The sequence below is a fragment of the Streptomyces sp. CB02923 genome, from assembly GCF_001905005.1.
GTDB lineage: Bacteria > Actinomycetota > Actinomycetes > Streptomycetales > Streptomycetaceae > Streptomyces.
Map to the genome: position 1 here is coordinate 196,942 of NZ_LWKZ01000024.1, position 11,701 is coordinate 208,642.

9 protein-coding genes are annotated in these 11,701 nt (G+C 71.2%); 5 read left to right on the forward strand and 4 right to left on the reverse strand.

All coding sequences use genetic code 11. The features are described 5' to 3' along the window. Positions 1–98 precede the first annotated feature (98 nt). Together A6A06_RS24325 and A6A06_RS24330 are read left to right on the forward strand one after the other, a co-directional pair. Positions 99–2,513, forward strand: a complete 2,415-nt coding sequence (locus A6A06_RS24325) for a ThuA domain-containing protein (protein ID WP_443333791.1) — start codon at positions 99–101, stop codon at positions 2,511–2,513. Beyond that, the gene (locus A6A06_RS24330) at positions 2,510–4,429 is read left to right on the forward strand and encodes an OmpL47-type beta-barrel domain-containing protein (RefSeq protein ID WP_073763473.1); all 1,920 of its coding nucleotides are present in this window, start codon (positions 2,510–2,512) and stop codon (positions 4,427–4,429) included. The genes A6A06_RS24325 and A6A06_RS24330 overlap by 4 nt, the downstream gene beginning before the upstream one ends. A 63-nt stretch (positions 4,430–4,492) precedes the next feature. Here the strand turns inward: A6A06_RS24330 and A6A06_RS24335 are convergent, their stop codons facing one another. Continuing rightward, entirely contained in the window at positions 4,493–5,008 is a 516-nt protein-coding gene (locus tag A6A06_RS24335) for a lytic polysaccharide monooxygenase auxiliary activity family 9 protein (RefSeq protein ID WP_073763474.1), read from the reverse strand. Positions 5,009–5,300: 292 nt separating this feature from the next. After that, complete coding sequence (locus tag A6A06_RS24340; RefSeq protein ID WP_242440918.1) at positions 5,301–5,762, reverse strand: SCP2 sterol-binding domain-containing protein; 462 nt, start codon at positions 5,760–5,762, stop codon at positions 5,301–5,303. Between the two features lie 322 nt (positions 5,763–6,084). Here A6A06_RS24340 and A6A06_RS24345 point away from each other — a divergent pair, with 322 nt between their 5' ends. Continuing rightward, entirely contained in the window at positions 6,085–6,588 is a 504-nt protein-coding gene (locus tag A6A06_RS24345) for a hypothetical protein (RefSeq protein WP_073763476.1), read from the forward strand. Between the two features lie 84 nt (positions 6,589–6,672). On the opposite strand, the gene A6A06_RS24350 is transcribed toward A6A06_RS24345, so the two are convergent. Further along, positions 6,673–7,134: a hypothetical protein gene (locus tag A6A06_RS24350; RefSeq protein ID WP_073763477.1), complete on the reverse strand. Its 462-nt coding sequence runs from the start codon at positions 7,132–7,134 to the stop codon at positions 6,673–6,675. Between the two features lie 73 nt (positions 7,135–7,207). Then, positions 7,208–8,872, reverse strand: a complete 1,665-nt coding sequence (locus tag A6A06_RS24355) for an alpha/beta hydrolase (protein ID WP_073763478.1) — start codon at positions 8,870–8,872, stop codon at positions 7,208–7,210. A gap of 344 nt (positions 8,873–9,216) precedes the next feature. Between A6A06_RS24355 and A6A06_RS24360 the strand changes: the two genes are divergently transcribed. After that, positions 9,217–9,522, forward strand: a complete 306-nt coding sequence (locus tag A6A06_RS24360; RefSeq protein WP_073763479.1) for a putative quinol monooxygenase — start codon at positions 9,217–9,219, stop codon at positions 9,520–9,522. A gap of 430 nt (positions 9,523–9,952) precedes the next feature. Continuing rightward, positions 9,953–11,527 (forward strand): AMP-binding protein, encoded by a 1,575-nt coding sequence (locus tag A6A06_RS24365; RefSeq protein ID WP_073763480.1) that lies wholly within the window; start codon positions 9,953–9,955, stop codon positions 11,525–11,527. Positions 11,528–11,701: the final 174 nt, after the last annotated feature.

Below are 11,701 nucleotides of genomic sequence, written 5' to 3' on the forward strand. Positions count from 1 at the left end.
ACCAACTACCACGGCCGTTGCGTGTGGTGAAGCGCACCGGCAGACGCAGACCTCCGAAACGTCCGGCGGCCGGGCGGGCCGCCGCCCTTTCGTCGCTGGTGCTGGCCGTGTCGGCGGCCCTGCTCGGCGGCGCTCCGGCGAGCGCCTCCGGACCGGACCCCGGGCTGCGGCTGCCCACTCCCCCGGGCGGCGAGAACGTCCGCGTCCTGGTCTTCCACGCCTCGGCGGGCGCGGAGCCGCCCACGGTCGACGCGGGGATCGAGGCCGTCGAGCGGATCGGCCGCCAGGGGCCGCCCGCGGAGCACTTCGCGGTGGACGCGACCGACGACGCGTCGGTCTTCACCGACCCGCGCCTCGGGACGTACAACGCGGTCGTCTTCCTCACCGGCGGCGGCGACCTGCTCGATCCGGAGCAGGAGGCGGGCCTGGAGAGTTATCTGAAGGCCGGGGGCGGGTTCGTCGGCATCCATGACGCGGCCCGCGCCGAGCCGTACTCCGACTGGTTCACCGGCCTGATCGGGGCCCGGCCCGCGGCCACCGTGCCGGGTACGGCGCAGCGGGCCGTCGTCGAGGTCGGCGACCGCGGCCACCCGGCCACGAAGGACCTGCCCGTGCAGTGGAAGCGGCCGGACAAGTGGCTCAACTGGGCGGTCAACCCCAGCGGTTCGGTGCACACCGTGGCCAGGGTGCGGGAGAACACCTACCGGCCCGGCCCCGGCGCCAACGGCTGGGACCATCCCGTCTCCTGGTGCCGCGACTACGACGGCGGCCGGTCGTTCTACACCGGCATGGGCGGCACACCCGACAGCTTCCGCGAGGCCGACTTCCGTACGCATCTGCGCGGCGCGCTGCTGTGGACCACCCGGCTGGCCCGCGCCGACTGCCGGGCCACCATCGCCTCGTACTACAAGGCCGAACGGCTCACCGCCCCCAACCAGCCGGGCAAATCCGACCAGATCGGCGAGCCGCACGGGCTGGTCACCGCCGGAGACGGCCGGGTCTTCTCTATCGGCCGCGGCGGCGGTGACGCCAGCGCCCCGGTCGTCACCGACTGGAACGATCCGGCCGTCGGCAAGGGCGAGGGCACCGTCCACGTCTGGGACCCGAAGACCGGCAGGGTCTCCCTCGTGGGGACGGTCACCGTCTTCGGCAACAAGGGCGGCGGCGACGAACTCGTCAAGAACGAGGAAGGGCTGCTCGGCATCGAACTGGACCCGGCCTTCCTCGCCAACGGCTGGGTCTACCTGCACTACACCCCGCACTCCGGCGTCGACCGGAGCACCCGCACGGCCGAGCGCCGCGTCTCCCGCTTCACCCTGGACGCCAGGACGAACACGCTGGACCCGGCCTCCGAGAAGGTGCTGCTGAAGTGGCCGGTGCAGGTGCACAGCTGCTGTCACGCGGGCGGCGGCATGGCCTGGGACTCGAAGAAGAACCTGTACATCGCCACGGGGGACAACAACTCCTCGCGCTTCAGCGACGGTTACTCCGGCAACAACCCGCAGCCGATGTACCGGGGCGTCGCCTTCGCCGACGCCCGGCGCACCGCGGGCAACACCCACAACCTCAACGGCAAGATCCTGCGCATCCACCCCGAGCCGGACGGCACCTACACCCTCCCCGAAGGCAACCTCTTCACGGGCAAGGAGCCGGACGAGGGCGGTGGCAAGACCCGCGGGGAGATCTATGTGATGGGCGTACGCAACCCTTCGCGCATCTCCGTCGACCCGAAGACCGACACGCTCTACGCGGGCTGGGTCGGACCGGACGCGACCGAACCCAGCACCACCTGGGGCCCGGCCAAGTACGACACGTTCGCCGCGATCACCCACGCGGGCAACCGCGGCTGGCCGTACTGCATGGGCAACAACCAGCCGTACCGCGACCGCAATCTGCCCGACCCGTCGAAGCCGCTGGGCTGGTACGACTGCGAGCACCTCAAGAACGAGTCGCCGCACAACGACGGCCTGGTCTCCCTCCCGCCCGCCGAGCCCAACAACGTCTGGTACGCGCCGCAGGGCGGCGGCCCCGACTTCCCGCGCGACGCCCAGGGCGTCCCCAGCTACCGGGTGTCCGAGCAGAAGCTGCTGCTCCCGTGGCTCAAGGGCGGCGGCCAGGCCGCGATGGACGGCCCGGTCCACCGCCACGACGCGGCCGTCACCGGCCGGGGCGCCTGGCCCGCGTACTGGGACGGCAAGTGGTTCGTCGGTGACTTCTACGACGGCGACCAGCCACGGCACGCGCTGGTGATGGACCCGCGTACGGCGGGTTCGGGCGGCCTGCCGGCGCACGCGGAGAGCCTGGACAAGATCGTGCCGGTCGGCGCCGACGGCATCCGCAACCTCATGGGCTGGACGTTCGGCCCCGACGGCGCGCTGTACGTCCTCGACTACGGGCGCGGCTTCTTCACCTCGGACGCCAAGTCCGCGCTGTGGCGGGTGACGTACACGGGCGGCGAGCCCACCCCGCGCGCCGCGGACCTGGCCCGCGGGGGACGGGAGGCCGGGCGATGACCTCACGGCGCGGATGGGCGGCACTGCTGACCGCCCTGCTGATGCTCGTCGGCCTGACCGCCACGGCGGCACACGGCCGGCCCGCCGCGCCGCCGACGGCACCCGCGCCGTCGGCGGCGCGGCAGACCCTGACCTGGACCGCGGGCGACGACATCACCAGGTACACCTCCGCGCCCGCCACCGCCGTGGCCGGCCGGACCACCGTCGTCTTCGAGAACAGCACGGCCACCGGCAACACCATGGGGATGCCGCACACCCTGACCTTCGACGTCTCCGACCCCCGGTACAACAACGACGTGACGCTCAACATCATGGCCAATCCCGGCGACGCGCAGGGCGGAAAGTACACGGCCGAGGTCACCCTTTCCCCCGGCACGTACCGCTACCACTGCACGATCCCGGGCCACGAACAGATGCAGGGCATCCTGGTCGTCACGGACGGCGGCAGCGCGGACACCACGCCGCCGGAGACCTCCGCGACGGTGGACGGCGTGCGGAACGCGGACGGCGCGTACGTCGGCGGGGCGACGGTGACGGTCGCCGCCTCCGACACCGGCTCCGGGGTCAACACCGTCGAATACGCGGTGGGCGGCGGGGCGTTCCAGCCGTACACCGCACCGGTGCTGATCCGGCAGCCCGGCACGTACCAGGTCCGCTACCGCGCCACCGACAAGGCGGGCAACACCGCCGCCGAGAAGACGGCGGGGTTCACGGTCGTGGCACCACCCGGTGACACCACGCCGCCGCGGACCTCGGCGACGACCGAGGGGCAGCGCAACTCGGACGGCGAGTACATCGGCCGGGCCACCGTGACGGTCACCGCCACCGACAGCGGCTCCGGCGTCGCCGCGGTCGAGTACTCCCTCGACGGCGGCCCGTTCCTCGCGTACACGGCGCCCGTCGTGGCGGACCGGACCGGCCGGCACACCGTCGCGCACCGCGCCACCGACCGGGCGGGCAACACGTCCGAGGCGGTACGGGTGTCCTTCACCGTGGTCCCGGGCGGCGGGGTGCCCGCGCCGGACTGCCCCGAGTGGGACGAGCGGCGCACCGTCGTCGTCGGCACGGTCGACACGGGCGTGCCCAACCGGGTCACCCGCAACCGCTGCACCGTCAACGAGCTGATCGAGGACGAGAAGGACTGGTCCTCGCGCGCCCTGTTCCTCAAGCACGTCAGGACGGTCACCGGCAAGCTGCTCGCGGACGGGGTGCTCGACGGGCGCGAGAGCGGAGCCGTGAACTCGGCCGCCGACAAGTCCGGAATCGGCACGCCCGGTCACCACACCGGCTACCGCGACCTGTTCGACGGTACGAAGGCGTCCTTCGACCGCTGGCGGCAGGTCGGCGGCGGTGCTTTCGGGCTGACCGCCGACGGTGCGATGACCAGCAGTTCCACGGTGCCGGGCATGGGGATGCTGTGGTTCCCGCGGCGTGCGTACGACGACTTCTCGCTGCGGCTGCGGTTCCGCGACGACGCGCCGGGCACCGGCAACGCCAACGGCGGCGTCTTCGTCCGCTTCCCGTACGTCCACGACCACCCCGAGGAGCCCCGGCCGGAGTGGGTGGCCGTCAAGTACGGGCACGAGATACAGATCCTGGACCGGCCGGACGGGGACCTGTACAAGACGGGTTCGGTGTACGGGTTCGACCGGGTCGGTCTCGGCGGCGCGGGCGTCACACCGAAGGGCACCTGGAACGACTACGAGATCCGGGTGGTGGGCCAGCACTACGCGGTCTTCCGCAACGGTGTGCTGATCAACGAGTTCGACAACACCGGCGGCCAGGAGTTCTTCCCGCCGCGGCCGGACGATCCGGGCACCGACGGCCGCCGGTTCGCCGCGGGCTACCTCGGCCTCCAGGTGCACGGGGCGGCCGACGTCATCTCGTACCGCGACGTCCGCATCAAGGAGCTGTAGGGGTACGGGGGTGACGGCCGCGGGGCGGGGCGGTGGGCGCGGGCCCGCCGCCCCGCCCTTGCGTCAGCGTATGTTGACGTCGATGCAGGCGTAGAAGGCGTTGGAGGTGTCCGCGACGTTCCAGACGGCGAGCACCTTCTGCTTGCCCTTGATGCCCTGGAAGTTCACGTTGTGGGTGACGGAGGCGGGCGGCTTGGCCCCGTTGTCGTTGATCTCCGCGATCTTGCGTCCGCCGATGAAGTACTGCCAGGTGCTGGTGCGGTGCTGGGCCGTCAGCCGCCAGGTGAACGCCTGGGAGCTGCCGACGGAGGTCGCCTTCCAGCCCTTGCTGTCGTCGTCCAGCTCTCTGAACTGCGCGTTGCCGCCGCTGCAGCTCTTGAGGCCCTTGGGGCCCTCGACGCTCTGCGGCTCCCACTTGATGGGACCACAGGAGACGGTGCCCGCCGCGCACTGGGCCTGCCGGCTCGCCGGGGCGTTCACGTAGCCGTGGGCGCTGGCCGAGCTCGCGGGCAGGGTGACGACGAGGAGCGGGGCCACTGCGGCGCCGATGGCCGTGGCGATCTTCCTCTTCCGGTGCATGTCGACTCCTTCACGGTGGGGGTCCGGTGCCGGGCGGACGGGTACCGGCGCTGTCGCGCGGTACGTCCGGCCGGGGCGGGCCCCGCTGGTGGGGGTGGGGTGACGCGAAGGTGTGGTGCCGACGCGCGAGGACCGCGGCCGCCCCTGGTGCAGTGCCGACTACGTGGGGGAAGGCTGGATTCCCGCTCGCCAATTGGTCTAGACTTTACCGATCGGCAGGCCCTGGTCAAGAGGGTGGACATCAACTCGTCCTGTCCCAGGGGTCACTTACGCCCCACGAGCAGGCGGTCCCTCACACCTTGGGAATCTCGAAGTACCGGTTCATGCCGGCCGCCAGCCCCAGGTCACCGGAGACCTTGATCTTACGGGTCAGGACCATCGTCACCGGGTTGCCGTTGCCCGACACCAGCCGCAGGAACTCCGCGTCGCCCATGGTCAGCGTCAGCCGCGGCTCGGCCGTACCGGCGCCCTCGCGGACCGTGCACACCCCGTCCGCCAGGGTGGTCTCCCAGACGGCCGCCCGCTCGCCGGTGATCCGCCAGCGGATCACCGCGCACACCCCGGCCGCGGCGTCCGGGCGGAACTGCCGCCCCATCCGCCCGAAGACCTCGCCGAGCACCCGGTCCCGCAGCTCGCCCCGCGCCACCGCGGTGATCTCCTTCGTGGACAGCCCCTTCACGATCCGCGCGAACTCCTCGGGCGTGACGCTCGCGAAGTCGAGCTCCGCCAGCAGCGACCTGACGTCTTGGGCCACGGCACTCTCCTCATCCCATGATTGCCCCCTCTGCATGGTGCACGTACCCCGCCGCGCGGCGCCTGCCGGGGCCCGCGAACGGCTCGTCCCGGCTCCCCCACCGGTCACATCCGGCCGCCGACGCCACGGTTCACGCCGTTCCCCCGGCTCTGCGGCGTTCCGGGGGTTGGCGGCCCGCCTTCCGGATACCCGTCGCCCGTACACCGCGCGGAGGCGGCCGTTCCGACGTACCCGCCTCTCCTCCCGCGCAGCACACCCGGCCGCCGCCGACCGTACGGCGCAACCGGCGGGAGGGGAGGCCCCCGCAAGGAGGAGCGTCACCATGTCCGGAACCCGGACCGTCCGCCGCGCCGCCCTGGCCGCCGCCCTGACGGCGCTCGCCGTCACCGCGCCCGCCGGATCGAGCGCCACCGCCGCGCCCGCCCCCGCACCGGCCGGCGATCAGACCGAGGTACCCTCCCGCGGCGGCCGTACGGACTCGGCCGTCGACCGGGTCGCCCACTTCTACGGCAGCTACCTCGACGCCGTGACCGACGACGGACGCGGCGCACTGACCCAGGCCCTGCGCGCCCACTACCTCACCCCCGAACTGCGGGCACGCCTGGCGAACTGGGAACAGCGGGAGCACGCGGACGGCGTGCTACGCGCCCAGGACACCCCCACGGCCTGGCGCGTCACCTACAACGACAGCGCCATGGGCCGAGCCTGGACCCGGGTCCGCCTCACCTGGGGCGGCCCGGAGCAGCCGCGCCACACCCACCTGCTCGTCACCTCCGACCTGAACACTCTGCGCATCTCCGACATCGAGCCGGGCTCGGAGCAGTAGCGGCCCGCGGGCTCCCGGCCCGGCCCGCGGACCCCACACGAGGACGGCCGCCACGCCGGGCCGCGGCGCCCCCTGCGTACGCGGTCAGAACCGCTGCTGCTCGGCCCCTGGCGGAAGGAAGCACGGGGTACTGACGGAGAAGCGGAGCAGGTTGGGCGGCTTCACGGAATCCGCGATGAGGCTGAACCGCTCCTTGTCATGAAACCCGTACAGCACCGCCTCGGGCCGCTGCGGCCGCTCTTCGTAGCTGGTGACGCGCACCCCGTGCTCCTCCAGAGCCCGGCGGACCTTGCGCACGGCCTCGATGTGCCGGTCCTGCGGCACCTGCGCGTAGACGGCGTAGGTGAGGGTGAAGCGCCCGTCGTCCGGAACTTCGTCGTCGCGCCCCACGCACTTCTCGAAGTCCTCCGCGGGTGCGGGGTCGTCAGTGGCTTTCACCCCCGCGTAATGAGCCATGGCCGTCGTGTACTGCTCGGCCCAGGCCAGGGCATCCGCCCGGCTCTTGCGCGGCAGGGGCTCGTTGGGGTCATCAGCCTGCTGGGACACACAGCCTCCGGCGAAGAGAACGGCCGTCAATGCCGTGAGGATCAGGGGAAGACGTCGTCCGGTCATGTCCGGATCACTGAACAAAGGCCGGGCCGCCGGGGGCGACCGGGACGACGGGGGTCAGCGGTTTGTCGTGGCGCTCGGTGGGCTTCTGGCCTGCGATGATTTTCCCCTGGTTGGTGAGGCTGTCGCTGTCGTCGTCCCAGTATCCACTGTGGCCGTGGGTGTCGACCTTGAATCGTGTACCGCCGAAATCCGACTTGTTCGGTGTGGTGCCCAGGGTCATGTCGGTGGCATTGCGGATGGGGTCGTCCTCGGCGATTCCGGTGTAGAAGTGGCCGGGGTCGACGTTGAGGTCCTTCGCGTGGTCGACGCCCATGCCGGGGCTGCCGACGACCGAGATGTTGTCGGCGTCCAGGCCGTCGCCGCCGGACGCCGCGGAACCCACCACGGTGGTGCCGTAGCTGTGTCCGAGCACGGTGAGGTTGGCCCGCTCGCCGCCTTCGTGCGAAGCCCGCAGCCCGTGGGTGAAGTGCCGCAGGTCCGGTCCGGCGTCGTCGGCCCGGCCCTTGCCCGCGACATCGAGGTTGCCCGCCTCCGAGACGGGGATCTCCGGGGCGTCGTAACCGAGCCAGTAGACCATCGAGGTCTTCGCCGTCGGGTCCGCGTGCTGCGCCGAGCGCCGCAGTTTGTCCACCCGTTCCAGCTGGCCGTCGGTGGATTCCATCGTGGTGGAGGTGCCCGGTACCTGGACACCCACGTTGTCGGCGGTGTCCGGGTTGCCCATGGCGATGACGGCCTTGCCGTCGCCCGCGGAGTCAAAACCGAGGACGTAGAGCTTCTTGCCGTCCTCGGCGCCGTCGCGCTTGTCGAGTTCCCGCTGGAGCGTCAGCAGGTTGTTGAGGCGCTTGTTGTAATCGTCGGTCGAGTACTTGTCGTGGTACTCGTAGTTCTCCATCGCGCCCAGTTCCTGCTCCAGGGCGAGCCGGTTGGCGTCGTCCCGCACGGTGGAGGGCAGGCCGTCGGTCTTGCCGATGATCTCCGGATGCAGTGCCGCGTACGCTTCCCGCTGGTCCTGCGGCAGACCCTTCCACCACTGCGCGGCGTCCTCCGGATCACCCGGCGGGTACGGCTTGCCGAGATCGGTGTGCAGGGCCTTGGACGCCTGCTTGACGTCGTCGCGCGCCTCGCCGGCCGCGTCGTCGATGTTTCCCTGCAGGATGTCGCCGGTGAGCAGGCCCAGTGCCTTGGCGCCGTCGTCGCTGGCCTTGCGCGCATGCTGCACGGAGTCGTTGAGCTGGACCTGGTAGTACTCCAGCTTCGAGAACAGGTCGAGCCGGTCCTGCTCGGTCTCGCCCTCCTGGGCCTCTTCACGGCCCTTGGGCGGGTGGACGACGCCTTCGTCGTCCACGGAGAAGTGCTCGGCTTCCAGCTCCTTGACCGCGATCCGGAGCCGGTTCTGCGCCAGCAGCATGCCGGACCGGGCGATACCGATGGCTTCGGAGACGGCCATCGCTTCGGTACGCACGATGCCGAACCGGGTCTCGAGGTCCTCCAGGTAGAACAGTGCGGCGCTGGCGTCGTCGCCCTTCCAGTGCGCGTGCAGCGGGCCGGTCACCTTGCTCCGGTGCCGGCTGCCCAGCTCGTCCATCTGCGTGGAGAGCTGGTGCCACGCCTTGTCGGCCGCCTCAGCGTCGGAGAAGTCCTGCTTCAGCAGGCGTGTGTAGTCAGATGCCATGTGGGGGTGCCTGGTGTTTCCGTCCGTCGTTGCATCGCGTCGCGCCTGAGGCCCCGGGCCCGGTGAGTCAGCCGCAAGGCGGGGCCGAGCGAGTCGGCCGCCGCGCGGGTATCCGTCTCCCCCACTGCTTCTCCCGTTCCCCATGTCACCCCAGCAGGCGACCAAGACAGGGGTGAACGCTATCAACACTCCTGCTTCAGCCGGCGCCCCCGAGCCGCGGTCGGGTCGTGCCTTGCGGGTGCGGCGGGCACGACGCCGTTCGGTCTCCTGACCCGGTGTCACGGATGCGAGGTGGTGGTGGGATAGGTTCGTTCGACATTCCGTTTGCCCTGGAGGTTGCAGGTATGCCGGTCGTAGTCGCCACGGTCAGGACGAAGCCCGGGGAGCTGGAGACGGCGCTCGACGTCTTCCGTTCACACGCGCCCGCCGTCCATGAGGAGGACGGCTGCCTGCTGTACGCGGTCCATGCGGGAGAGGACCGGGTGGTGGTCGTGGAGAACTGGGCGGACGGTGCCGCGCTGGACGCCCATTCCCGGGGGGCCGCGCTCGCCGCCATCGCCGCCGGGGTGACCGGCCTGCTCGCCGCGCCGATGGATGTCGCCGTCCTGGACTCCGTCCCGATGGGCGACCCGGGCAAATCCACGCTTTAGGCGCACCGCACGGAGTTGCCTCCGTAAAAGGAAAGTAAACACTCCGTCAATTCCGCGCCCGGGGGAGTCTGTCATTTCGGGCGATGCGCATTTATCGCGAGCGGCCACCACCTCTCCGCTCCGGCACGCATACCGCCGACTCACTCCCGCCCCCCGTTAACCGGCCATTCTCGCGACGCCTTCGACTTTCGCCGATACGCGCGTGACCTGCCGTTTCGTGCAGCCGGAAAGCAGGGGGTACGGGGGCGGGGCCCGTATGGACGCCCGCGGTCGGCCCGGCCGACTGGCCGGATGTTCGCGTCTTGGTAAAGGGCCTGCCAACGCGCGTTCGCGTCAACTTGGAACCCTTGATCGACGGCCGTTAGCATGGAAATGGTTGTCCGGGGCAACTAACTAGCCGTCATGCCCCGGAATCAAGGAGGAATCACCTATGCCCGACACCGCGCACGACTTCCGCACCTACGTGGAGGAGAACCTCGACGCCCTGGGAGCCGACCCCGGGCGCGTGGCGCTGGTGCACCAAGGGCGACGCGTCACCGCGGGTGAGTTCCGCGCCCTCGTCCACCGCATGGCCCGCGCGATGCGCGGCCAGGGCATCGACCGCGGCCAGACCGTCACGCTGCTCAGTGGCAACCTGCCCGAGACCATCGCCGCCCGCTACGCCGCCAACCTCATCGGCTGCCGGGTCAACCACCTCTACAACAAGCTCTCGGCCGAGGTGCAGGCCACCATCGTCAAGGACGTGGAAACCAGCGCCCTGATCGTCGACCCGCACTACGACGAGCGCGCCGCCGAGGTGACCGCGCAGGCGCCGGTGGCGACCGTACTGACCCTGGGCCCGGCGAAGTCCGGCACCGACCTGCTGGAACTGGCGTCCGCGGAGAGCGACGAGCCGTTCCCGAGCGGCGCGCGGCCGGACGACGTCTGCACCATCCGCCACACCGGCGGCACCACCGGCCACCCCAAGGGCATCTGCACCACCTACGGACAGGTCCGCTCCTTCGTCGCCGACAACGACGAGGACGCGGGCGACGCCAAGGTGATCTGGCAGCGCCCCTCGGACGAGCAGCCTGCCCACCTGCTGGTGTGCACCACGCTGGCGCACGCGGGCGGCATGATGGCCGACGTCACCCTGCGCGAGGGCGGCCTCGTGGTCCTCCACGAGGACTTCGACCCGGCCGAGGTGCTCGCCGCCGTCGAGCGGGAGCGCATCACCCACCTCTTCCTGCTGCCGCCGCTGCTCTACCAGCTCACCGACCACCCGGACGCGGCCACCACCGACACCTCCAGCCTGCGCTGCGTGACCTACGGCGGCTGCCAGTCGTCGCCCGCCCGCATCGCCGACGCGATCCGGCGCTTCGGCCCGGTGCTCGTGCAGTTCTACGGGCAGAACGAGGCCGGCGGCATCAGCGTGCTGCCCGCCGAGGACCACGACCCGGACAACCCGGAGCGGCTGCGTTCGGCCGGCCGCATCCTGCCCACCGTCGAGGTGGCGGTCCGCGACGAGAACGGCCGCGACCTGCCGCGCGGTGAGCACGGCGAGATATGCATCCGCTCCGCGAGCATCATGCAGGGCTACTGGAAGCAGCCGGAGCTGACCGCCGAGGTGCTGCGCGACGGCTGGCTGCACACCGGCGACATCGGCTTCCTGGACGACGAGGACTACCTGACCATCGTCGACCGGATCAAGGACATGATCGTCGTGGTGGGCGGCCACGTGTACACCACCGAGCTGGAGGACCTCCTCAACACGCACCCGCAGGTCGCGCAGAGCGCCGTCTTCGGCGTGCGCGACGAGGACCGGATGGAGCAGGTGTACGCGGCCGTGGTGCCCGCCGCCGGCGAGATCGTCGACGAGGACGGGCTGCGCACGATGGTGCGCGAGGCGCGCGGCGCGATGTACGAGCCGGCCCGCATCGAGTTCGTCGACCAGCTGCCGCTGACCGACGCCGGCAAGCCGGACAAGAAGCAGCTGCGCGAGCTGGCGACCCGTACGGCCGCCTGACCCTCGCACCGACCGGACCGGCCCCTGCCGCACGGAGGCGGGGGCCGGTCCGTCGCACGTACGGCGCCGCCCGCGCACGGCCGAAGGGCAGCCACCCGGAGCAGCGCACCATGCGTGCCCACCCCGCCCCGCCTACGCTCGGTACACAGAGCGTCACCACGGGCTGTCCGGCCG

Excerpts from the sequence above, each read along its gene's own strand:
- A6A06_RS24330 (WP_073763473.1), top strand. The coding sequence starts at position 2,510 with ATGACCTCACGGCGCGGATGGGCGGCACTGCTGACCGCCCTGCTGATG.
- A6A06_RS24335 (WP_073763474.1), bottom strand. The coding sequence starts at position 5,008 with ATGCACCGGAAGAGGAAGATCGCCACGGCCATCGGCGCCGCAGTGGCC.
- A6A06_RS24345 (WP_073763476.1), top strand. The coding sequence starts at position 6,085 with ATGTCCGGAACCCGGACCGTCCGCCGCGCCGCCCTGGCCGCCGCCCTG.
- A6A06_RS24355 (WP_073763478.1), bottom strand. The coding sequence starts at position 8,872 with ATGGCATCTGACTACACACGCCTGCTGAAGCAGGACTTCTCCGACGCT.
- A6A06_RS24360 (WP_073763479.1), top strand. The coding sequence starts at position 9,217 with ATGCCGGTCGTAGTCGCCACGGTCAGGACGAAGCCCGGGGAGCTGGAG.
- A6A06_RS24365 (WP_073763480.1), top strand. The coding sequence starts at position 9,953 with ATGCCCGACACCGCGCACGACTTCCGCACCTACGTGGAGGAGAACCTC.